Origin of the sequence: Rhodococcus sp. GA1 (genome assembly GCF_024321955.1) — a bacterium.
GTDB classification, from domain to species: Bacteria; Actinomycetota; Actinomycetes; order Mycobacteriales; family Mycobacteriaceae; genus Rhodococcus; species Rhodococcus pyridinivorans.
Genome location: NZ_CP097186.1, coordinates 50,989 through 73,766, shown reverse-complemented (window position 1 = coordinate 73,766; position 22,778 = coordinate 50,989). Strand labels below are relative to the sequence as shown.

The window sequence follows — 22,778 nt, the reverse complement described above, 5'->3', positions numbered from 1 at the left end:
AATGGTCAGGGACGTGCATGGGTGAGACTCCCTTCGAGGGTGGACGGGTGAACGTGTGTGGAGCGCCAGGAGCGCCAGGTCGACTCGAGCGGCGAGGAGTGGGCGTCGGCGCCGAGGAATCGCAGCAGGCTGCCGGGTCCTTCGAGTTGGACGACGCCGTCGCCCTCGATGCGTCGCCCGTAGGTCGCGATGACGTCGTGCACCCGCGCGGAACCGAGGATCCCGGGTTCGGGGAACGCGCCGTGCGTGGTCAACTCCTCGACGAAGAGGGGACGACGATCGAGAGTGACCGAGGTACGGCTGCGGATCGCACCTCCGGTTTCTCCGTGGCGTCCGAGGACGAGGGTCTCCCGCATGCTCGTGGCGGCGTCGGAGGCGAGTTCGATCCGGGTGTCGCGGTGCACGCGGGCGCCGGTGGCGATCACGAACGGGTAGGTGTCCCATACGAGGGTGCCGCCCTCGGCGACGGTGATCCGCACGTCCCACCGGGACAGCCGGTTGTCGGCGTCGTAGGCGACGGTGCCACCGATGTCCTGTAGTTCGAGTGTGCATCCGGCGTCGATGTGGACGTCGACGGTCACCGAGTCACCACCGAGCAACAACGCGCCGGCGGCGACGAGGGCGACCCGCGCGTGGTCCGGACCGACCTCGACCGTGCGGGGGACGAGCATGCCCGCCCGCAGGGCCAGGCGTGCCCGGCCCGGCGCGCGGTCGATTCGGATCATGGTGCGGGACATGATCAGTCGTGCGTGTGTGCGACGGCGTGATCGTGGCTGTGACCGTGACCGTGCCCATGGCCGTGATCGTGGTCGCCGTCCTCGTCGGCGTGGAAGTGCGGAGCCATCGGACCGGGATCGACAGGGGTGTGCGACCCGGCGCGGTGGGCTGCCAGCATCGCGCGCACCCAGTCACCGAGTGCCTGCACGGATGCGGCGTCGGTCCGGGACAGAGCCAGCACCGGTCCGCCCTCACGGGCCTTCTCGGCGTCGGCGACCATCTGCGGCACGTCGACACCCACATAGGGGGACAGATCGGTCTTGTTCACCACGAGCAGGTCGGCGCGGCTGATGCCCGGACCGCCCTTGCGGGCGACGTCGCCACCACCGGCGACATCGAGCACGAAGATCTGCGCGTCGACGAGCGCGGGGGAGAAGGTCGCGGTGAGGTTGTCGCCGCCGCTCTCCACCAGCACCACGTCGAGCGGCGCGAAGTCACGTTCGAGATCCTCGACGGCCAGCAGGTTCATGGTCACGTCGTCGCGGATCGCGGTGTGCGGGCACGCACCGGTCTCCACCGCGCGGATGCGCTCGGGATCGAGCACGCCGGCCGAGCGGAGGAAACGGGCGTCCTCGTCGGTGTAGATGTCGTTGGTGATCACGCCGAGCTGCAGCTCGGACGCGAGGGTGCGGCAGATGGTCGCGATCAGCGAGCTCTTGCCCGTGCCGACGGGACCGGCGACGCCGAGACGGAGCGAACGGGTGGTGATGTGTTCAGGCACGGAACAGCCTTTCTGGAGCGGATGCGTGGGCTTCGGCCCACAATTCGGTCTGGGGACCACCGGTGGCCGGGATGTCCGCCGGATCGGTGAGAGCGGACAGCTCGGCGATGAGCGGTTCGAGATGAGCGCAGGCCTCGAGCGCCCATCGCGAACCGATGGCCGGGTCGGTGGGGTGCAGTTTGAGGAAGGCCGCGACGATCGCCTGCGCCTCCTCGTACAACACCAGTCGGGCGGTGTCGATCGCCGGGATGCGCGCGAGCGCCGCGATGGCCCCGACGACCAGTCCCCGCGACGGTCGCGGGGTCCGGGCGTCGAGGTCGTCGAGAACGGTGGAGGGCCACAGGTTCCGGGCCAGTCGCAGGTAACCGCGGGCCAGCAACCGGGACGCGTCGCGCTGGGCCGGGCCCGGAGTGCGCGCCGCCCAGTGGTCCTCGATCTCGTCGATCCGGAGCGTCGGGGCGGTTCCGGCATCGGAGTCCACGGCGTGCCGGGTGACCACGGCGACGCCGGCCTCGACTGCCGCCGAGGTGCGCAACCGCGCGACGAGGAAGCGACGCACCTCGGTCGGCGACATCCCACCCTGGAGCGCCGGTTCGAGCCCGCCCGAGTTGACGTTCCCGCCGACCGGCGCGCGCCCGTCTGCGAGGAGGAGCAGCACTGTGGTGGGGGACAGAGTGTCGGGCAACATCAGAACATCGAATACAGCTGCGCGAGCGGCAGTTCGGTGGCCGGCGCCGGAACGACCCGCTCGCCGTCGATGTCGATGTCGAAGGTGTCGGGACGGATCTCGATGCGCGGCAACACGTCGTTCTGCTTCATGTCGGCCTTGCCGATGTGCCGGGTCGGCCGCAGTGGTAACAGTCTGCGGCGCAACCCGAGTCGTTCTTCCAGACCGTCGTCGAGGGCGGCGGGGGAGACGAACGACACCGATGTGTGCGGGGCGAGCGCATCGCCGAACGCTGGTCGCTGCAGCACCGGCTGCGGTGTCGGGATGGATGCGTTGGGGTCGCCGAGCGCGGCCCAGGCGATCGATCCGCCCTTGATGACCAGCGACGGCCGGATACCGAAGAACTTCGGATCCCACAGCACCAGATCGGCCATCTTGTCGACCTCGATCGAACCGAGTTCGTGGTCGACACCATGCGCGATCGCAGGGTTGATCGTGTACTTCGCGATGTAGCGGCGGGCCCGTTCGTTGTCGGCGGGCATGCCGCCGTCGAGCGCCCCGCGCCGATTCTTCATCACATGCGCGACCTGCCAGGTGCGGGTGACGACCTCACCGATGCGACCCATCGCCTGGGCGTCGGACGAGGTGATCGACAGCGCGCCCATGTCGTGCAGGATGTCCTCGGCCGCGATGGTGGTGGCCCGGATCCGGGACTCGGCGAACGCGAGGTCCTCCGGGACGGCGGGGTTGAGGTGGTGGCAGACCATCAGCATGTCGAGGTGCTCGTCGACGGTGTTGATCGTGTGCGGCAACGTCGGGTTGGTCGAGCCCGGGATGATGTGCGGCAATCCGGCGATGCTCAGGATGTCCGGGGCGTGCCCACCTCCGGCGCCTTCGACGTGGAAGGCGTGGATCGAGCGTCCGCCGATCGCGGCGAGCGTGCTCTCCACGAAGCCCGCCTCGTTGAGCGAGTCCGAGTGCAGCGCGACCTGCAGTCCGTGCTCGTCCGCCGCGCGCAGCGCCGCATCGATCGCGGCGGGAGTGGAGCCCCAGTCCTCGTGCACCTTGTACCCGGCGGCACCGGAGAGGGCCTGCTCGCGCAGCCCCTCAGCGGAGACGGTGTTGCCCTTGCCGAGCAACAGCACGTTCACCGGCAGCACGTCGAGCGCGCGGTGCATCTGCATCAGATGCCACGGACCCGGCGTGACGGTGGTGGCCTTCGATCCCTCGGACGGGCCGGTTCCGCCGCCGGCGATGGTGGTGATGCCGGTGGCGAGCGCCTCGACGATCTGCGACGGCGACAGCAGGTGCACGTGCGAGTCGAAGGCGCCCGCGGTAAGGATGCGACCTTCACCGGAGATGACGTCGGTGGACGGGCCGATCTGAAGCTTCGTGTGCACGCCGTCGGCGATGTCCGGGTTCCCGGCGCGGCCGAGGGCGACGATGCGACCGTCGCGGATGCCCACGTCGGCGCGCACGATGCCCCACCAGTCCAGCACGATCACGTTCGTGATGACGGTGTCGGGAGCACCCTCGGCCCAGGTCGTCACACCTTGGGCCATCGATTCGCGGATGGACTTGCCGCCACCGAAGACGGCTTCCTCACCACCGAAGGTGCGGTCCTCCTCGATCTGGATCCACAGGTCGGTGTCACCCAGACGTACCTGGTCGCCCACCGTCGGTCCGTACAGTGCCGCGTACTCGGCGCGTGTGATCTCCACGTTCTCAGTCCTCCTGCTTCCGCACCTGGATGCCGGGTACGACGCGTCGCCCGCGCAGGGCGACGGCGTCCAGTTCGCGGCTGCTGCCGGGTTCGAATCGCTGCGAGGTCCCCGACGGGATGTCCAGGCGGAAGCCCTGCGCGCGTTCGCGGTCGAACTCGAGGGCCGCGTTCGCGTCCGGCAGGTGGATGTGCGATCCGATCTGGATGGGACGGTCACCGGTGTTGAGGAAGACAAGGGTGATGCGCTCGTCGTCGGAGCGATCCGCGTTGAGGGTGAGGGAGCCCTCGGCGACGCGAATCGCTCCGGGTCCCGAAGTCGGTCCGGATGCCATGTCGGGCTCCTTTCAGGAAATCGGGTGGTGGATCGTGACGAGCTTGCGTCCGTCCGGGAAAGTGGCCTCGACCTGCACGTCGGTCAACATCTCGGCGACACCGCCCATGACCTCGTCGCGGGCGAGGACCTCGCGGCCCTTCACCATGAGGTCGGCGACATCGGCGCCTTCGCGTGCCCGTTCGATCACCCAGGTGGACAACAGGGCAACGGCTTCGGGATAGTTCAGTCGGACGCCGCGGTCCCGCCGGTCGCGCGCCACCATGCCGGCGACGGCCAGAAGGAGTTTCTCGGTGTCGGCGGGAGTCAGCTGCATGTATCGTTCTTTCGTGCGAGTCGGCGGTCGTGCAATCGATGCCGATCATGCGCGGCTCTTGTTTCGCGGACGTTACCCCCGCGTATCGCGGAGAAATCCGGACGCGTCGACCTCAGAAGTGCTGCCGCACTGCGTGACCCCGGCAACACCGCAGTGGGATGCCGCCATCGCCGTCCCTGGCCAACAGGCCTACGGCCGTTCCCGATCGATCGGAAACGGCCGTAGGTCAGCGATATTCGAGACGTTCGTCGCTAGGACGGAACGGAGACCTCCTGATATCCCGCGAGGATCTCGTCGGTATGTTCCCCGTGCAGCGGCGGCGCCGACCGCAGCGGCGGTCGTACCCCTCCGAAATTGACCGGGAACGCGATCTGTTCGAGAGGCCCGGACGCATGGTCGACGGTGCCGACCATGCCGATCGCGGCGGTGTGCGGATCGCTGTAGATCTCGTCGAGATGCCGGATGGGGGAGACCGGCACGCCGTGGTCTTCCAGGATGCGGCACCAGTGCTGCACCGTCCCGGTCGCGAACGCCGCGGTGAGGACCTCGTCGAGTTCGCTGCGATGCTCGATGCGATCACGGTGGTGGACGAACCGTGCATCGGTCGCGAGCTCGGGTCGGCCCAGCGCCACGCACAGCTTCCCCCGTAGCCCGTCGTTCCGTTCTTCCCCGTCGGCAACCGAGAAGCCATCGCACGCAAGATCCCGAGAGTGCGGTGGCTCGACCTGGACGATGCCGGTACCGCGGTCCCCGCTGCGGCGGTCGCCGAGATCGCCGAGGCGATGCTCACGCTGGATCGTTAGCTGCTCACGCCGACCAGGACCGCCAGCGCAGCCTGTCGATGGTGATCACCGGTCCCGGTGGTCGTTTCGCCTGGTACTGCGGGTATTTGCGGACGAGCGCGTCGATGCCCGTAGTTCCCTCGGCAGTGTCGGCGTCCTGAACCGTGGCGATGCCGTCGATGCGGACCCACCACAGCTGCGACCAGTCGTCGCTGTAATGGTCGACGAGCACGCACACCCGCGGGTTCTCTGCGATGTCGACGAGGCGACGTAGGCGCCGGGTGGATTTGGGTTTGTCGTCGACGCAGGTGTGGATCACGTCGCCGTCGATGGCGAACACGATGGGGACGAGGTGTGGCTCGCCGGACCCGTCGGCGGTGGCGAGGCGGGCCACTCGGGCATCGGCGACACTGCGACGGACGTCCATGCGCCTCACGGTAACCGGACGGTCAGTGTCGGCCCGGGAGATCGACCTCCGGCACCGTCTTGTCGGTGCGTAGTCCTCGCCAGCTCGGATGCCGGAGGCTTCCACCCGCGTACTCCCGGTACTCGACCTCTCCGACGAGGATGGGCTCCACCCAGTGGGCGCCGTGGGTCTCCCGTGCCGGCGGCGCAACCGCCAGTGGGGTCGTCGGTCGTTCCAAGGGACGCAGCTGCGATCGCAACTCACGTCGGGTCGCGGCGGTGAATCCCGTCCCGACCCGGCCGATGAACACCAACCGTTCCTCGTCGTCGTGCGCGCCGAGCAGCAGTGAACCGATGCCGCCGGCAGCCTTGCCGGATCCGGGGAGCCACCCGACGACGACCACCTCGGTGTTCCGACGCAGCGGCGTCTTGATCCAGCCGTCGCTGCGGGTCCCGGGTAGATACGGTGCGTCCGGGTCCTTGGCGACGATCCCTTCGAGGCCGTGTTCGCGCGCGACCGTGAGCATGGTCGGTGCGTCGACATCGGTCCAGTAGGGCGACAGCTGAACCCGAGGTCCGGGGACGATCAGATCGTCGAGGACGGCCCGGCGCTGCCGATAGGACAACTCCGTCGTGGACTGTCCGTCGAGAGCGAGGACGTCGAACAGGTAGATCAGCACCGGTAGCTCGGCGCGTAGCTCCTCGGTGGGACGGTGGACGTGCATGCGGCGCTGCAACCGGGCGAAGGACGGCCGACCCTCGGAATCGAGGGTGACGATCTCGCCGTCGACGATGCAGTCCCGGCCGTCCGTCGCAGTGGTGAGCAGGTGGGGGAGTTCGGGGAAGCTCCGGGTGATGTCATTGCCGGTGCGGCTGGTCAGCCGGCACTGCCCGTCGGCCACCGTGGCGAGGGTGCGCTGGCCGTCCCATTTCATCTCGAACGCCCAGTTCCCGGTCGGCGGCGGACCGAGGGTCGCCAGCATCGGGGACAGTTCCGTCGTCGTGGAGGGCATGTCCCGAGTCTGCGGTACGGGGCCGGGACGGGACCGGAGAATGCGCGGTCTCGTCCGTCGGTGCGTCCCTCGCGCCGCGACCCGGACCGTGCGAGGCTGACGTCATGACGCGTGCCGCGACGCAGAACATGACCCTCGTTCCCGGAGGCACGTTCTGGATGGGCTCCGAGGACTTCTATCCGGAGGAGCGACCGGTCCACCAGGTGACGGTCGACGGGTTCTGGATGGACACGCACCCGGTGACCGTCGCCGAGTTCCGGCGCTTCGCGAAGGACACCGGATACGTCACCACCGCGGAAGTCGCGCCGGACCCCGCCGATTATCCGGGCGCCGATCCGTCCCTGCTCGTGCCCGGCTCGCTCGTGTTCACGCCGCCTCCGGGGCCGGTACCGCTCGATGACTACACGAGGTGGTGGTCGTTCGTCCCGGGCGCGAACTGGCGTCATCCCGAAGGGACGGGGAGCACCGTCGGCGGGCGGGAACGCCATCCCGTCACCCACGTGTCGTGGTTCGATGCCCGCGCCTACGCCGAGTGGGCCGGCAAGGAACTGCCGACCGAGGCCGAATGGGAGTTCGCCGCCCGCGGCGGACTCGACCGCAAGGCCTTCACGTGGGGCGACGAGCACGAACCGAAGGGCCGGCCCGGCGGGAACGTCTGGCAGGGCGAATTCCCGTGGCAGAACCTCGAAACGGACGGATTTGCCGGAACCTCACCTGTCGGACACTTCCGGCCGAACGGGTACGGCCTCCACGACATGGCAGGCAACGTGTGGGAGTGGACCGCCGACTACTTCACCGCCAACCATGCTTCGAGCGGCAAGAACGTCGCGCCGGCGTCGTCGTGTTGCATCCCGACGAACCCCCGCGTCGACACGGCCGAACACGATCCGCGCGAAGCGTATCCGCGCCGTGTCATCAAGGGCGGATCGCATCTCTGCGCCCCGAACTACTGCCTGCGGTACCGACCTGCCGCCCGCCAGGGTGACACCGAGGAGACCGCGACGTGCCATATCGGATTCCGCTGCATCATTCGCCCGTGAGAGGGCAGGTTTCACCCTGGTCAGGGGTGTATGCGACCTGATACCGGTGGTGTACTGGGAACGGATGGGGTGAAAAGAGGAATCCACGATGAGCCAGGATCTGCGTCGGGATCCGATCCCGGGCGGAGAAACTCTGCCGTTCCCACCGGCGCCGTCAGGAAGCATCGCAGGACGGACCATGCAGGAATCGGTCTACAGCCCACGCACACAGCACCGTCGCCTTCCCGATGACGCCCCGAACATCCTCGTCGTCCTCATCGACGACGCGGGCCCCGGTCTGCCGAGCGCATTCGGCGGCGAGGTGAGCACCCCCACGCTCGACCGCTTGCTCGACGAAGGCATCAGCTACAACCGCTTCCACACCACGGCGATGTGTTCGCCCACCCGCGCATCGTTGTTGACCGGACGCAATCATCACCGCGTCGGAAACGGGCAGATCGCCGAACTGGCCAACGACTGGGACGGCTATTCCGGGCACATCCCGAAGTCGAGCGCCACCGGAGCCGAGGTACTGCGCCACTACGGTTACACCACAGCGGCTTTCGGCAAGTGGCACAACACCCCTGCGGAGGAGACCACCGCAGCGGGTCCCTTCGACAACTGGCCCACCGGAGTCGGTTTCGACTACTTCTACGGTTTCCTCGCCGGCGAGGCGTCGCAGTACGAGCCGAATCTCGTCCGCAACACCACCGTCGTCCTGCCCCCGAAGACTCCCGAGGAGGGCTACCACCTCAGTGAGGACCTTGCCGACGACGCGATCGGCTGGTTGCGCCGCCACAAGGCGCTCGATCCGTCCCGGCCGTTCTTCATGTACTGGGCCAGCGGTTGTCTGCACGGGCCGCACCACATCATGAAGCCGTGGGCCGACCGGTATGCGGGCAAGTTCGACGACGGATGGGACGCTTATCGCGAGCGGGTGTTCGAGCGGGCCAAGGAGAAGGGCTGGATCCCACCGGAGGCCGAACTCACCGAGCGGCATCCCACCATGACGGCCTGGGACGACATCCCCGACGACGAGAAGCCCTTCCAACGACGCCTCATGGAGGTCGCGGCCGGATACGCTGAACACTGCGACGTCCAGGTGGGGCGGTTGTTCGACGAACTCGACCGGCTGGGCTACCGCGACAACACCCTGGTCTTCTACATCTGGGGCGACAACGGGTCGTCCGGTGAGGGCCAGAACGGCACCATCAGCGAACTGCTCGCGCAGAACGGGATCCCCACGACCACGGCCCAGCACATCGCGGCGCTCGACGAACTCGGCGGACTCGATGTTCTCGGCTCCCCGAAGACGGACAACATGTACCACGCGGGATGGGCCTGGGCGGGGAGCACACCCTACAAGGGCATGAAGCTTCTCGCGTCCCATCTCGGGGGGACCCGCAATCCCATGGTGGTGCGCTGGCCGGCGCGCATCACGCCGGATCGCACCCCGCGAACCCAGTTCCTTCACTGCAACGACCTGGTGCCGACCTTCTACGAGCTACTGGGCATCACACCGCCGCGGACCGTCAACGGGATTCCGCAGGATCCGATCGACGGCGCCGGTTTCGCCCGGACGTTCGTGGACCGTGACGCGCCGGCGGGCAAACTCACCCAGTACTTCGAGGTCATGGGCAGTCGAGCGATCTATCACGACGGATGGATGGCGTCGGCCTTCGGTCCCCGCGCACCGTGGCTGCCGGGGCTGCCCGGCGGGATCCGCGATTGGAGCCCGGACGACGACACCTGGGAGCTCTACAACCTCGACGAGGACTGGACGCAGAACCGCGACCTCGCAGAGCAGTACCCCGAGAAGTTGGCCCAGATGCGGGAGATCTTCGCGATCGAAGCGGCCAAGAACAACGCTCTTCCCATCGGTGGGGGTCTCTGGGTCGCGGCGATCCATCCCGAGCAACGCATCACCACGCCGTACACGAGCTGGGATTTCACCGGTGACGTCACGCGTATGCCCGAATTCTGCGCTCCCGCATTGGGAAACAAGAACAACCGGGTCTGCATCGAGGTGACCTTCCCGGAGCGGGCGCACGGCGTCCTATATGCGCTGGGCGCCAACGGTGGTGGCCTGACGTGCTTCGCCGACGACGGCTACCTCTGCTACGAGTACAACCTCTTCATCCTGATGCGGACGAAGATGCGTTCGGCGACCCGCATCGCACCCGGGCACCACCTCGTCGAGGTGGTCACCAAGTACGCCGAAGCGCGCCCCGGTGGTCCGTTGAACGTCCGGATGTCAGTCGACGGGCAGTCGGTGGGGGAGTGCGTCGTGCCGGTCAGTGCGCCGTTGCTGTTCACGGCCAACGACTGCCTGGACATCGGCACCTGCCTGGGTTCACCGGTTTCGCTCGACTACTTCGACCGTGCACCGTTCCCGTTCGACGGGAGCATCGACAGGATGACCGTCGAGTACACCTGAACGCAGCTCTTCGAGCGCCTTACCGGCTCCGGGCGGTGGATCCGCCCGGAGCCGCGAGGTCTGTCAGTTGAACTGGTCCGGATGAGGTCCGGTGCGCAGATCGCGATCGGCACCGGCGATGGTCGACATGTCCTCGTCGGTCAGCTCGAAGTCGAAGACCTCGAAGTTCTCCCGGATCCGGGACGGCGTGACGGACTTGGGGATGACGACGTTGCCGAGCTGCAGATGCCAGCGCAGCACCACCTGGGCCGGCGACTTGCCGGTGCGTTCGGCGATCGACGTGATCTCCTCGTCGTTCAGCACGGCGCCCTGGGCGAGCGGGCTCCATGCCTCGGTGGCGATGCCGTGTTCGGCGTGGAAGGCACGCACTTCGCTCTGCTGCAAACCGGGGTGCAATTCGATCTGGTTGATCGCCGGGACGAGCGAGCTGCCGTCCAGCAGGCGCTGCAGGTGGGCGGGTTGGAAGTTCGACACGCCCGCGGCGCGGAGGCGTCCTTCCTCGACGAGGCGTTCGAGGGCACGCCAGGTGTCGGCATAGAGGTCGCGGGCCGGGGTCGGCCAGTGGATCAGGTAGAGGTCGAGACGATCGAGGCCGAGCGCGGCGAGGCTCGTGTCGAAGGCACGGAGGGTGGCGTCGTAGCCCTGATCGGAGTTCCACACCTTCGTCGTGATGAACAGCTCGTCGCGGGACAGTCCGGAGTCCGCCAGCGCGCGGCCGACGCCGGCCTCGTTGCCGTAGATCGCGGCGGTGTCGATGTGGCGGTAGCCGGTCTCGAGTGCGGAACTGACGGCCGCAGTGGTCTCGTCCTCGGGGATCTGGAAGACGCCGAAGCCGAGCTGAGGGATCTCGACGCCGTTGTTCAGGGTGACGGTGGGGATCGTGGACGATGTCACGAGATGGTGCTCCTTCGGGGGTGTTCGCGTAGTTCGGGATCAGAGTCGGACGGGGTCGACGGCAGTACGGGAGTTGCTGTGGAGGTCGGGTTCTGCGGATGGGCGAGTTGCGTTGGCGTGATCGTCCTTTCGCTGTAGGCGGTGGGACAGGACCGCCGGGATCAGTGCGGACGCGGCCAGAACGGCCCCGACGGCGTTGGGTGCCGTGTACCCGAATCCGGCGGATATCACCATGCCGCCGAGCCAGGCGGCCAGAGCGTTGCCGAGATTGAAGGCACCGATGTTGGCGGCGGACGCCAGGGTCGGGGCGCCGTGCGCATGGTCGAGCACGTGCTTCTGCAGGGGCGGGACGGTCGCGAAACCGAGAGCGCCGATCAGGAAGACCGCCGCGACGGACACGGTTTTGTCGGAGGCCAGGAAGGTGAACAGACCGAGCACCACGGCCAGGCCGGCCAGGGCGGTGTAGAGCATCGGCATGAGATTGCGGTCGGCGAAATGTCCCCCGACGAGGTTGCCGACCACCATGCCGGTTCCGAACACGGCCATCAGGCAGGGGACGGAGGACTCGGCGAAACCGCCGACATCGGTCAGGATCGGTGCGATGTAGGTGATCGCGGCGAACACGCCCCCGAAGCCGAGGACCGTCATGGTCATGGCCAGCACGACCTGGACGTTCTTGAACGCCGCGATCTCGTGACGCAGCCGGACGCCCTCGGGTCGGGGTACGTCGGGGACGAGCTTCGCGACGCCCACGAGACCGACGACGCCGAGCGCGGCGACGACCAGGAACGTCGCCCGCCAGCCCGCGGTGTGGCCGACGAAGGTACCCAGTGGGACGCCGACGACATTGGCAACCGTCAGTCCGGTGAACATCAGGGAGATGGCAGCGGCCTTCTTCTGCGGTGCCACCAGCTCCGCGGCGACCACCGAGCCGATGCCGAAGAACGCTCCATGAGCGAGGGAGGCGACGACGCGGCCGATCAGCATGACGGCGAAGGTGGGCGCGAGGGCAGAGACGGCATTGCCTAGGACGAACAGGCCCATGAGCAGCATCAACATGTTCTTACGGGAGATCCTGGTGCCGAGCGCCGTCATGATCGGGGCGCCGATCATGACGCCGAGGGCGTAGCCGGTGACGAGATATCCGGCGGTGGGGATCGACACTCCGAGATCCGATCCGACCTGGGGGAGCAACCCCATGATCACGAACTCGGTGGTGCCGATTCCGAAGGCGCCGATGGCCAGGGCCAGCAGGGCAAGTGGCATGAGAACGATCCTTCGATCGAGAAGAGGCGCAGACGCGCTTTACTGGCGTAGACAATAATTGCAGACGCCGACTAATTGCAAGCGCGGGTATAGTGAGCGATGTGGCGACGTCGGCATGCCGTCCGCGTCACCTGTTCGTACGAGCCGACCCAGGAGCCGACCATGACCGCCACGGACCCGTCGATGACCGCGTTGGCCAACAGTTGGTCGGCGCTGTCGCTCCTGCACGGGCGAATCGAGAACCGGATAGAGAGCGCTCTGCAGTCCGGCCACGAATTGAGCGTGCGCGAATATTCGCTGCTGGACGTGCTCAACCGTCAGCACGACGGGGAGGGCGGGCACCTGCAGATGCGCCAGGTCGCCGACGCTGTGGTCCTCAGTCAGAGCGCGACGACGCGGCTGGTCACCCGGCTCGAGGATCGTGGGTTGCTCGCGCGCTATCTGTGTCCCACCGATCGCCGCGGCATCTACACCGACGTCACCGACGCCGGTCGGCGCCTGCTCGAAGAGGCCCGGCCCACCCACAACGCCGCCCTCCGGGAGGCGCTCGACGAGGCCGCAACCGAACCCGTCCTGGCGCCGCTGGTCGACGCCATCCGGCAGTTGCAGGACAGTGATCGGGCGGATACCGCCGGGGGTCCGACTCGACGCTGACGGGGCGACCTCGCGGCGACGTCCTCCGCACAGACCTGTCGGAACAACAGGTGAGATCACGCGGCCGGGTCGGGTATCGTCTCCCCTGGTGTGCCGGGAAGTCTGGTCGGCGGAACAGGTTTCTTCGACGACCCCGGAGGATGTCATGAACGCAGCGGTACACCTCTTCTCGGCGCACGCATCTGGGGGCACGCCATGAACTGGGCAGTCTTCGTCGCCTTCCTCGTCGTATGGGTGCTGTCCGGGCTCGTGACCGGTCTGTGGATGGCACGTCGAGGCCACGACCCTCGCTGGACGATCATCGCCGTCATCCTCGGGCCGTTGTTCGTCCCTATCGCCTTCGAGCGCATCGAGCGTGTTCCCCGGTCCGTCGAAGTGACGACGGTGGCCCGGCAGCACGCCGGAGAGGTCGACAAGGGCGGACTTCGCGTGATGGTCGGCTACGACGGATCCACCGAGGCCAAGCATGCGCTGGATGCGGCGCGACGACTGTTCGGCCCGTCCGGGGGAGTGCTCGAACTCGTCGTCGTGATCTCCTACGACGACGCCGGCGATCCCGACTCCGAACTTCTCGCCACGGTGCGACGACGACTCGAGCAGGCCGTCGAATCGATGGGTGATATTTCGGTGGGATATGCCGTCCTCGCCGGCCCGGCCGGTCGATGCCTGGGTTGGTTCGCCGAGGAACATCACGCCGACGTTCTCGTCGTGGGGCGCCGCGGACGAGGCATGTCCTCCCGGATGCTCGGTAGCGTCGCCGAATACCTCATCGGGCACTCTCATGTGCCTGTGCTCGTCGTCGATCCCACCGTCGTCTCGCCGGATGCGGGTACGAACGAACCCACGGTCGCCGTTCGGGTCGCTCCCGAGGAGAACGTGACGGGCACCGCGTCGAACTGACCCGATGCGGTATGGTCGATCTCGGTGCGCCGGGAAGTCTGGTCGGCAGAAGGAATTACGTCGTCGAACCGGAGGACCCGTGTCTGTACCCGTCTGTCCCGTCGCCACCCGTCGCGCCCGAGCTCTGCAGCCGGCGCAGTGAGCGGCACTCTCGCGAGGCATTCCCACCGCAGCGCCGGAGGTCGCATCGGCCTCCCTGCTGCGTGTCGGCGTCCGACACCGAAATCGCAGGGATGCCCTGGTTTTCGGTATCCGATTCCACTCCGAGGATCGGAACATACTGCCGCCCATGCGGATCGGGCGCATCCGACACAGCAGGTCCACGTTCGCGTACCGCGTGCCGTCGAGAATTCCGCGGACCTGTGATGCCGAACATCTTCTCCGGAGTCCCTTTCCTCTCTCGCGGAACATGGGAGGACACACGCCGTGTGACGGAGATCCTCCGCAAGGAGACCGTCGGCGGTGTCCTGCTGCTCATCGGCGCCGTCATCGCATTGATCTGGGCGAACACCGGATGGTCGGATTCCTACCACGCCCTGCGGGAGACCCGTATCGGTCCGGCGTCATGGCACCTGGACCTGTCCCTGGGCACCTGGGCGGCCGACGGACTGCTCGCCGTGTTCTTCTTCGTCGTCGGCGTCGAACTCAAACGGGAATTCGTCGAAGGCAGTCTGCGGGACCTGCGGCGTGCCGCCATGCCGGTGACCGCCGCCCTGGGAGGCATGATCGTCCCGGCCGTGATCTTCGCCGTCATCAATCTTCGTGGTGGCGCCGACGCGTTGAACGGATGGGCGGTCCCGACGGCCACCGACATCGCGTTCGCCGTAGCGATTCTCGCCGTCATCGGTAGTCATCTCCCGTCGGCGCTGCGAACGTTCCTGCTCACCCTCGCCGTGGTCGACGACCTGCTCGCCGTGACCGTGATCGCGGTCTTCTACACCGACGAGGTGAACCTGCTCTACCTGGGCGGGGCGCTGATCCCGTTGGCGCTGTTCGGCATCGCGCTCCGACGCGGCTTCGGTGCCTGGTGGCTCCTGGCGTCGTTGGCGGCAGTGACCTGGTGGCTGGTCCACGAATCCGGTGTGCACGCGACCATCGCCGGTGTACTGCTCGGCTTCGCGGTTCCCGTCGCCCGGCAGGTGGGGGACCGCACGATTCCGGTCGCCGAGCACGTCGAACACCGGATCCGGCCGCTGTCCGCCGGAATTGCCGTGCCGGTCTTCGCCTTCTTCGCCGCCGGCGTCACCGTCGGCGGACTCACCGGCCTGGCGAACGCCCTCACCGATCCCATCTCCGCCGGGGTGATCGCCGGTCTGGTCGTCGGCAAGGTCGTCGGAATCTTCGGGGTCAGCTACCTGGTGGCGCGCTTCACCCGAGCACATCTCGACGACGAGCTGAGTTGGGTGGACGTGCTGGGTGTGTCCCTGCTCGGCGGTATCGGCTTCACGGTGTCCCTGCTCATCGGCGACCTCGCTTACGGTGCAGGCACCGTCGCAGCCGATCACGTGAAGGTGGCCGTGCTGTGCGGATCGTTGCTCAGCGCCGCTCTGGCCTCGACTGTTCTCGTCGCCCGTAACCGTGCCTACCGCAGGATCACGGCAGCCGAGCGGGTCGACGAGGACGGCGACGGGATTCCCGACGTTTATCAGCGATGAGCGAGAGCTCGGATCGCGGTCGGGACGGTGGGCCGTGGTGGGTCCAGCCGACCGTGCGGTCACCGCAGGCTCTGCTGACGTGTGTCTTCTGGCCGGTCGCCGTGATGCTCGTCGTCCATCGCACGGTGATCCGCGCCGTGGACGGTGCGCGCACGGACGACTTCACTGGCGTCTACCGCGCAGCCGTCGCCTTCTGGAACCGTGAACCGGTCTACACAGCGACGTACGAACACGTCGACCCGCACTACCTCTACCCGCCGTCGGGTTCGCTGCTGATCGCACCGTTCGCGGTCCTCGAACACGAACTCTCGCGATGGGCGTTCATCGGGGTCAACGCGGCGGCCGTCCTCGTCGCCGTGTATCTCGTCGTGCGGATGTTCGGGTACACGGCGCGATCGGCGGTGTTCCCGATCGCGGTGACGGTCGCCTTCGCGTCCGAATCGGTGATCAACACCCTGGTGTTCACCAACATCAACGGGGTGATCCTGCTCGGCCAGGTGGCGTTCCTGACGCTGTTGCTGGCGCGGCGGGACCTCTGGGCGGGCGCGGCGATCGGGGTGACCTTCGCGATCAAACCGATTCTCGCGCCGTTGCTGTTGCTTCCCGTGCTGCGCCGCCAGAGCAAGGTTCTCCTGACCGCCGCATTGGTGCCGGTCGGGCTCACCGCATTGGCGTGGCCGTGGGCTGCGGATCCGTGGCAGTTCGTCGAACGCACCGTTCCGTATCTGTTGCAGTCCCGCGACTACTTCAACAGTTCGATCACCGGCAATGGCACCTACTACGGTCTGCCCGAACCACTGATCCTCGCGCTGCGCATCGGTTTCGCGTTCCTCGCCGCGGCCACGATGTATCTGCTCCACCGCTACCACCGGCACGACGAGGTGTTCTTCGTCGTCACCGGTGCCGGCGTGCTGATGACCGCGTCGTTCCTGCTCGGTTCGCTCGGGCAGATGTACTACTCGATGCTCCTGTTCCCGTTGCTCATGAGCGTGGTCCTCCCACAGTCCGTGATGCGGAACTGGCCGGCCTGGCTGGCGGTGTACGGCTTCCTCAGTGCCGACGAATGGTACTCGGGCAGATGGGTGGAGGCGGGACGGTATGCCGAGTACATGCGCCCTACCTGGGGGTGGTCGCTGCTGCTCATCGTGGTATTCGCGGTGCTGGTCGATCGCCGACGATCCGCACGCGTCCCCGAACCGGTCACAGACCCTTCGGTGGACATCGCCCGAGTCGGACGTCAGAACGCGTCGGCGCCGAAACTCTGAGTGTAGTACCCGCGGATGTGCTCGACGATGCGCTTGCGGGCGAGCGTGGCATCGCCGGCGCGGACCGCGTCGACGAGACCACGGTGCTCGTGACGCAGCCGCACGCAGGTCATGGGCCAGTCGGTACTTGGTGCGCCCGCGAGGACGTAACTCTCGATGGAGTCGCGCAGACCGGCCATCATCGCCGCGACGACGAGGTTGCCCGTCGCGTCGGCCATCGCGACGTGGAACTGGGCATCGAGAACCAGGAACTCGGGTGCGGCCAACTCCGGATCGTCCATCGCGTCCAAGAGTTCCTCGGCCTGGATGAGTTCCGGTGCCGGGGTCCGGTCGGCCAGAGTCTGCATCACTTCCGTCTCGAGCACCAGGCGCGTGCGGACGATGTCGGAGACCGGGAAGTTCTGCGCGGCGACCTGCAGGCGCATGAGCATCGACATCCCGCCGGTGGGTCGCGAGACGATCATCGCGCCGGCGTTCGGCCCGGATCCGGTGTGGGTGCTGAGCAGACCGAGGGCTTCCATCACCCGCAGCGCCTCACGAACAGAGGACCGGCCGACGCCGAGTTGTGCGGCGAGCGTGCGCTCCGGGGGCAGACGCTGGCCCGGGCCGAGTTCTCCCGTGACCAGCATCTGCTCCAAGTGGTTGAGCACCTGCTCCCACGCACGACCCTCGGACGACGACATGACTTCAGAGCCTAGTCGATTCCGGATCAGGGGAGCATCCAGGACAACACCGGGGTGGACTGCAGGTAGACCAGCACACAGAGGATGACGAGCATCGCGACGCTGTAGCCGATCACCTTGCGCAGCAACACCGATTCGCTGCCCGGCCGATCGACTGCGGTGGCAGCGATGGTGAGATTCTGCGGGCTGATCAGCTTGCCGACCACACCACCGGAGGTGTTCGCCGCGACCAGCAGGGTCGGGTCGATGCCGGCGGTCTGCCCGGCGGCCTGCTGCAGGCGGGCGAACAGGGCGTTGGCAGAGGTGTCCGAGCCTGTGACGGCGGTGCCGAGCCAACCGAGGATCGGGGAGAACAGGGCGAAGATCGCGCCGGTTCCGGCGAGCCACGTGCCGATCGCGACGGTTTGGCCGGACTGATTCATCACGTAGCTCAGACCCAGGACGGTGGCCACCGTGGCGATGGCGAGCTTCATCCTCACGACGGTGGTGCCGAAGGTGGCCGCGGCCCGGCGGACGGTCAGCGGGAACATGCCACCGCTGTCCCACCGTGCGTAGACGAGGGTGACGATCGCGCCGCTGAGCAGCAGCAGTGTTCCCGGCGACGACAGCCACGAGAACGTGTAGACCGCGCTGCTCGATGCGTCGCCGTTGCCCGTGATCAGATTGCCGTACAGGCCGGGCCACTCGATCTTGACGTCGGTGGCGGCGAGACGCTCCGGCAGATCGACACCGACGGTCCACAGCTTCGCGATACCGAACACCGTGATGACCAGTAGATACGGGAACAGGGCCATGACGACGCGCGAAGCGGTCAGCGATTCGTCGGCGACGGGACGCTGCGGAGCGTGAGCGCCTCCGGGTCCCTCCTTGCCGGCCTGGACCGCGACGGCATCGGTGCGGGTGCGGGTGCGTGATAGTTGGTCCTCGGGGGTCCGCGGCTTCCAGACCTGGAGCATGAGCACGGCTGCGGTGAGGCCGGCGAGCGAGGCGACGACATCGGTGAGTTCGTACGAGAAGTGGCTCGAGCACCAGAACTGGGCGAGTGCGAAGGTCGTGCCGGTGACCAGTGCGATCGGCCAGGCCTGCCGGACACCGCGACGACCGTCGACGAGGAAGAGCAGCAACAGCGGCACGAAGAGCGCCAGGACGGGTGTCTGACGGCCGACGACGGCAGCGATCTCGGTGGCGGGGATGTCGGTCAGGGCGCCGGCGGTGGTGATCGGGATGGCCATGGCGCCGAAGGCGACCGGTGCGGTGTTGGCGATCAGGACCGTGACCGCGGCCCGCAGGGCGGGCATACCGAGGGTGACGAGCATGGCGCCGGTGATCGCGACGGGTGCGCCGAATCCGGCGAGTGCTTCGAGCATGCCGCCGAAACAGAAAGCGATGAGCATCGCCTGGATCCGCATGTCGCCGTGACCGATCGAGTTGAAGATGCGCCGTAGATCCTCGAACCGGCCACTGACGACGGTGAGTTCGTAGAACCAGATCGCGGTGATCACGATCCACATCACCGGGAAGAGCCCGAAGGTGATGCCCTGCAGGGCGGACAGGCCGGCCAGCGGCGCGGGCATGTCGAAACCGATGATCGCGACGACGAGCGCGACGACGAGGGCACCGAGTCCGGAATACCAGGCCTTGAGTTTGAAGCCGGCGAGCAGGACGAAGAAGGTCAGCAGCGGCGCAAGGCCCACGAGAGCCGATGCGGTGAGGCTGCCTGCGATGGCGTCAGTGGCGGGAGTGAATGTCACCGCCGATATACGGGTTGCCACACGAAACTCCTGTGGTTGCGCCGCTGTCGGCGGCGGATGTGATTTCGACCGATGTGGTCAGACCACGTGAAGGTACACCATGGTCCGCGTCACAGTCGACCCCCTGACGGAATGTGCGGTCGATATCCGAAAATGTGCGGCGCATCTCCGGAACGTGTGGTTCAATGTGGTCAGACCACACCCCCGATGCGGAGATCTCCATGCGAATCGCCCTGTTCGCGACGTGCCTCGGCGACACGATGTTCCCGAAGGCCGTTTCGGCCACCGCCCTGCTCCTCACCCGGCTCGGGCACGACGTCGTCTTCCCCGAACGCCAGACCTGCTGCGGCCAGATGCACGTCAACACCGGTTACCAACCCGACGCGCTGCCGCTCGTCGAGAACTACGTCGACGCCTTCGACGACACCAATATCGACGCCGTCGTCGCCCCTTCCGGATCATGCGTCGGATCCGTTCGCCACCAGCACGAAATCGTCGCCTCCCGTTACGGTTCCGCGTCGTTGTGCGGGCGGGTCGACACCGTCAAGGCCAAGACGTACGAGTTGTCCGAATTCCTCGTCGACGTCCTCGGCGTCACCGACGTCGGCGCCTACTTCCCCCACCGGGTGACCTATCACCCCACCTGCCACTCGCTGCGGATGCTGCGAGTGGGGGAGAAGCCGCTCCAGCTGTTGCGGGCCGTGCGCGAGATCGACCTCGTCGAACTGCCCGAGGCCGACTCGTGCTGCGGGTTCGGCGGCACCTTCGCGATCAAGAACGCCGAGACCTCCACCGCGATGCTCGCCGACAAGCTGAACAATGTCGCCGCCACCGGTGCCGAATACTGCAGCGCCGGCGACTCGTCGTGCCTGATGCACATCGGTGGCGGTCTCACACGACTGCGCACCGGTACCCGCACCATCCACCTCGCCGAGATCCTCGCCTCCGTGGAACCGGCCGTCGCCCCCAAGGGAGTGCCCGCGTGACCGCACTCGGTATGCCCGTCGTCCCGCCGCGTGGATCCGGAAATCTGCGCGGCATCAGGAAGTTTCCCGACGCAGCGCACCAGGAACTCGCGAACCCGCAGTTGCGCCGCAACATCGGCAAGGCCACCCACACGATCCGTGCCAAGCGACTGGACGTCACCGGGGAACTGCCCGACTGGGAGCAACTGCGCGACGCCGGCGCCGCCATCAAGACCGACGTGCTCAACCGCCTCCCGGAGTTGCTCACCCAGCTCGAGGAGGCGGTGACCGCGCGCGGCGGCGTGGTGCACTGGGCGGCCGACGCCGCCGAGGCCAACGCCATCGTCACCGACCTGATCCGGAAGACGGGATCCGACGAGGTCATCAAGGTCAAATCGATGGCCACCCAGGAGATCGGACTCAACGAGCACCTCGAGGAACAAGGGATCGCGGCCTACGAGACCGACCTCGCCGAACTCATCGTCCAGCTCGGCCACGACAAGCCCTCGCACATCCTCGTGCCCGCCATCCACCGCAACCGCGCCGAGATCCGCGAGATCTTCCTGCGTGAGATGCCGGACGTCGACCCCGACCTCGACGACAACCCCCGCCATCTCGCAGCCGCGGCACGAAAATTCTTGCGACACAAGTTCATGACGGTGCCGGTTGCGGTGTCGGGTGCGAACTTCGGCATCGCCGAGACCGGCACCCTCGCCGTCGTCGAATCCGAGGGCAACGGCCGCATGTGCCTGACGCTGCCGCAGACGCTCATCACCGTCATGGGTATCGAGAAGCTGCTGCCCACCTTCCGCGACCTCGAGGTGTTCCTGCAGCTGCTGCCGCGCTCGTCGACGGGAGAGCGCATGAATCCCTACACGTCGATGTGGACCGGTGTCACCCCCGGCGACGGCCCGCAGGAATTCCACCTCGTACTGCTGGACAACGGCCGCACCGCCGCGCTCGCCGACGAGATCGGACGTGAAGCACTGCACTGCATCCGTTGCTCGGCCTGCCTGAACGTGTGCCCGGTCTACGAGCGCACCGGAGGCCATGCCTACGGCTCGACCTATCCGGGCCCGATCGGCGCCGTCCTCAGCCCGCAATTGGCCGGGATGGACGAACCCGACGACCCCAACGCCAGCCTGCCGTTCGCATCGAGCCTGTGCGGTGCCTGCTACGACGCCTGCCCCGTCAAGATCGACATCCCCTCGTTGCTGGTGGAACTGCGCCACCAGAAGGTCGAACACGCCCGCTTCGGACCCGAGGCCGCGGCGATGAAGGCCGCCTCGCTGGCCATGTCGACCTCACGACGCTGGACGGCCGCGCAGAAGGCCGCCGGGCTCGGACGCGTCCTCGCCGGCAAGAAGGGAAAGATCACCCATCTTCCCGGTCCACTGGCCGGCTGGACAGACGCCCGCGACATGCCGGCCCCGCCGAAACAGACCTTCCGGCAATGGTGGGCATCCGACGAAGGACGTGCCGCGCTCGCGAAGGCACGCGAGGAAGGACAGCAGCGATGAGCAGTCGCGACGCGATTCTCGGCCGGATCCGTTCGGCGCAGACCCTGGCACCGCCGGCACCGGTCGAGGTACCGCGCGACTACCGTCTCGGACGCACCCTGCCGGACGCCGAACGCCGTGAGCTGTTGGTCGACCGACTGGTCGACTACAAGGCCCACGTGCACCAGAGCACGCCGGAGGATCTACCCGTCGTGCTGGCGAAGATTCTCACGGATCGCGGGGTGCGCCGCGTCGGGATCCCGGAGGGCCTGGAACGCTCGTGGATGGCGGAGTTCGGTGGCGAGGTGGTGATCGACTCCACCGACCGACCTGCAGCCGACCTCGGTGATCTCGACGGGGTCGTCACCGGCTCTGCGGTCACCTGCGCCGAGACGGGCACGATCTTCCTCGACGGCAACCCCGACCAGGGGCGACGCGCGCTGACACTGGTCCCCGACCTGCACGTGTGTGTGGTGGCGATGGGCGACGTCGAGGTGGGAGTGCCCGAAGCGCTGGCCCGGCTCGTCCCGGAGCGGCCGATCACGATGATCAGCGGACCGTCCGCGACGTCGGACATCGAACTCGAACGCGTCGAGGGCGTGCACGGCCCCCGCACACTGGAGGTGGTGATGGTCGGATGACCATGCTGACCGAGCGTGTCCGGCCGCGACTCGGATGGCAACAGCATGCCAACTGCCGGACCTCCGACGAGTACTTCTTCTTCGCCCCGGAGGGCGAACCACCGAACATCCGCAGGCGGCGCGAGGTCGTCGCGAAGCGCATCTGCGCGAACTGCCCGGTGCTGGCCGAGTGCCGCACCCACGCGATACTCAGCGGCGAACCGCACGGAGTGTGGGGTGGACTGTCGGAACACGAACGGCTGCAACATCTCAACCACTGACCGCACACGATCTTCGGTGTTTCCGACCTCGAGAACTGCGCGGCCGCAGGTGGCGTCCCGTGCCTGATGAAGGGCAACACGTTCACTGTCTGCGGCTTCACTCGCGGGCACCTCGTATGGGTGCCGCAGCTCGCCGTCAACAATTTCGGGTACA

At 67.3% G+C, this 22,778-nt stretch carries 23 protein-coding genes; 10 read left to right on the top strand and 13 right to left on the bottom strand.

Annotation, left to right across the window (positions count from 1 at the left end):
- Positions 1 to 5 precede the first annotated feature (5 nt).
- The 9 genes from M3330_RS00370 to ligD form a co-directional block, all read right to left on the bottom strand.
- Positions 6 to 737, bottom strand: coding sequence for an urease accessory protein UreD (locus M3330_RS00370; RefSeq protein WP_255026613.1), 732 nt, complete (start codon positions 735 to 737; stop codon positions 6 to 8).
- Between the two features lie 2 nt (positions 738 to 739).
- On the bottom strand, positions 740 to 1,498 hold the full coding sequence (gene ureG, locus M3330_RS00365; protein ID WP_024100929.1) for an urease accessory protein UreG: 759 nt from the start codon (positions 1,496 to 1,498) through the stop codon (positions 740 to 742).
- Positions 1,491 to 2,186 carry an urease accessory protein UreF gene (locus tag M3330_RS00360; protein WP_255026611.1) on the bottom strand — a complete coding sequence of 232 codons (696 nt, stop codon included), beginning with the start codon at positions 2,184 to 2,186 and terminating at the stop codon, positions 1,491 to 1,493. The genes ureG and M3330_RS00360 overlap by 8 nt, the downstream gene beginning before the upstream one ends.
- Positions 2,186 to 3,886: an urease subunit alpha gene (locus M3330_RS00355; protein ID WP_255026609.1), complete on the bottom strand. Its 1,701-nt coding sequence runs from the start codon at positions 3,884 to 3,886 to the stop codon at positions 2,186 to 2,188. Before M3330_RS00355 ends, M3330_RS00360 begins: the two co-directional genes overlap by 1 nt.
- Before the next feature lie 4 nt (positions 3,887 to 3,890).
- Positions 3,891 to 4,220, bottom strand: coding sequence for an urease subunit beta (gene ureB, locus M3330_RS00350; RefSeq protein WP_024100932.1), 330 nt, complete (start codon positions 4,218 to 4,220; stop codon positions 3,891 to 3,893).
- 12 nt (positions 4,221 to 4,232) lie between these two features.
- Positions 4,233 to 4,535, bottom strand: coding sequence for an urease subunit gamma (locus tag M3330_RS00345; protein ID WP_006552043.1), 303 nt, complete (start codon positions 4,533 to 4,535; stop codon positions 4,233 to 4,235).
- A 251-nt stretch (positions 4,536 to 4,786) separates the two neighbouring features.
- A complete protein-coding gene (locus tag M3330_RS00340; protein WP_232238080.1) occupies positions 4,787 to 5,167 on the bottom strand; it encodes a CoA transferase in 381 nt (126 codons plus the stop codon).
- A gap of 175 nt (positions 5,168 to 5,342) precedes the next feature.
- Positions 5,343 to 5,744, bottom strand: a complete 402-nt coding sequence (locus M3330_RS00335; protein ID WP_255026607.1) for a TIGR03668 family PPOX class F420-dependent oxidoreductase — start codon at positions 5,742 to 5,744, stop codon at positions 5,343 to 5,345.
- 22 nt (positions 5,745 to 5,766) lie between these two features.
- Positions 5,767 to 6,735 (bottom strand): non-homologous end-joining DNA ligase, encoded by a 969-nt coding sequence (ligD, locus tag M3330_RS00330; protein WP_255026605.1) that lies wholly within the window; start codon positions 6,733 to 6,735, stop codon positions 5,767 to 5,769.
- Between the two features lie 104 nt (positions 6,736 to 6,839).
- On the opposite strand from ligD, the gene M3330_RS00325 reads away from it, so the two are divergent.
- A complete protein-coding gene (locus tag M3330_RS00325; RefSeq protein ID WP_255026604.1) occupies positions 6,840 to 7,775 on the top strand; it encodes a formylglycine-generating enzyme family protein in 936 nt (311 codons plus the stop codon).
- An 88-nt stretch (positions 7,776 to 7,863) separates the two neighbouring features.
- Positions 7,864 to 10,191 carry an arylsulfatase gene (locus M3330_RS00320; protein WP_255026603.1) on the top strand — a complete coding sequence of 776 codons (2,328 nt, stop codon included), beginning with the start codon at positions 7,864 to 7,866 and terminating at the stop codon, positions 10,189 to 10,191.
- 63 nt (positions 10,192 to 10,254) lie between these two features.
- Here the strand turns inward: M3330_RS00320 and M3330_RS00315 are convergent, their stop codons facing one another.
- Entirely contained in the window at positions 10,255 to 11,085 is an 831-nt protein-coding gene (locus M3330_RS00315) for an aldo/keto reductase (RefSeq protein ID WP_071934983.1), read from the bottom strand.
- Between the two features lie 39 nt (positions 11,086 to 11,124).
- Positions 11,125 to 12,351 (bottom strand): MFS transporter, encoded by a 1,227-nt coding sequence (locus M3330_RS00310; protein WP_255026602.1) that lies wholly within the window; start codon positions 12,349 to 12,351, stop codon positions 11,125 to 11,127.
- A 162-nt stretch (positions 12,352 to 12,513) separates the two neighbouring features.
- Between M3330_RS00310 and M3330_RS00305 the strand changes: the two genes are divergently transcribed.
- The 4 genes from M3330_RS00305 (at position 12,514) to M3330_RS00290 (ending at position 16,825) form a co-directional block, all read left to right on the top strand.
- Positions 12,514 to 13,005 (top strand): MarR family winged helix-turn-helix transcriptional regulator, encoded by a 492-nt coding sequence (locus tag M3330_RS00305; RefSeq protein WP_006552056.1) that lies wholly within the window; start codon positions 12,514 to 12,516, stop codon positions 13,003 to 13,005.
- 195 nt (positions 13,006 to 13,200) lie between these two features.
- The gene (locus tag M3330_RS00300; RefSeq protein ID WP_138843174.1) at positions 13,201 to 13,905 is read left to right on the top strand and encodes a universal stress protein; all 705 of its coding nucleotides are present in this window, start codon (positions 13,201 to 13,203) and stop codon (positions 13,903 to 13,905) included.
- Between the two features lie 428 nt (positions 13,906 to 14,333).
- A complete protein-coding gene (nhaA, locus tag M3330_RS00295; protein ID WP_255026599.1) occupies positions 14,334 to 15,560 on the top strand; it encodes a Na+/H+ antiporter NhaA in 1,227 nt (408 codons plus the stop codon).
- The gene (locus M3330_RS00290) at positions 15,557 to 16,825 is read left to right on the top strand and encodes a glycosyltransferase family 87 protein (protein WP_255026598.1); all 1,269 of its coding nucleotides are present in this window, start codon (positions 15,557 to 15,559) and stop codon (positions 16,823 to 16,825) included. Before nhaA ends, M3330_RS00290 begins: the two co-directional genes overlap by 4 nt.
- Here the strand turns inward: M3330_RS00290 and M3330_RS00285 are convergent.
- Entirely contained in the window at positions 16,798 to 17,508 is a 711-nt protein-coding gene (locus tag M3330_RS00285; protein ID WP_255026597.1) for a FadR/GntR family transcriptional regulator, read from the bottom strand. The two genes, M3330_RS00290 and M3330_RS00285, sit on opposite strands and share 28 nt — an antisense overlap.
- Before the next feature lie 26 nt (positions 17,509 to 17,534).
- Positions 17,535 to 19,280: an L-lactate permease gene (locus M3330_RS00280; protein WP_024100946.1), complete on the bottom strand. Its 1,746-nt coding sequence runs from the start codon at positions 19,278 to 19,280 to the stop codon at positions 17,535 to 17,537.
- 200 nt (positions 19,281 to 19,480) lie between these two features.
- On the opposite strand from M3330_RS00280, the gene M3330_RS00275 reads away from it, so the two are divergent.
- The 4 genes from M3330_RS00275 to M3330_RS00260 are packed head-to-tail and all read left to right on the top strand — an operon-like array spanning position 19,481 to position 22,624.
- On the top strand, positions 19,481 to 20,245 hold the full coding sequence (locus M3330_RS00275; RefSeq protein ID WP_064061041.1) for a (Fe-S)-binding protein: 765 nt from the start codon (positions 19,481 to 19,483) through the stop codon (positions 20,243 to 20,245).
- Entirely contained in the window at positions 20,242 to 21,744 is a 1,503-nt protein-coding gene (locus M3330_RS00270) for a LutB/LldF family L-lactate oxidation iron-sulfur protein (RefSeq protein WP_006552063.1), read from the top strand. The genes M3330_RS00275 and M3330_RS00270 overlap by 4 nt, the downstream gene beginning before the upstream one ends.
- Positions 21,741 to 22,364 (top strand): LUD domain-containing protein, encoded by a 624-nt coding sequence (locus tag M3330_RS00265; protein WP_255026596.1) that lies wholly within the window; start codon positions 21,741 to 21,743, stop codon positions 22,362 to 22,364. The genes M3330_RS00270 and M3330_RS00265 overlap by 4 nt, the downstream gene beginning before the upstream one ends.
- Complete coding sequence (locus M3330_RS00260) at positions 22,361 to 22,624, top strand: WhiB family transcriptional regulator (RefSeq protein ID WP_006552065.1); 264 nt, start codon at positions 22,361 to 22,363, stop codon at positions 22,622 to 22,624. The genes M3330_RS00265 and M3330_RS00260 overlap by 4 nt, the downstream gene beginning before the upstream one ends.
- Positions 22,625 to 22,778 lie beyond the last annotated feature (154 nt).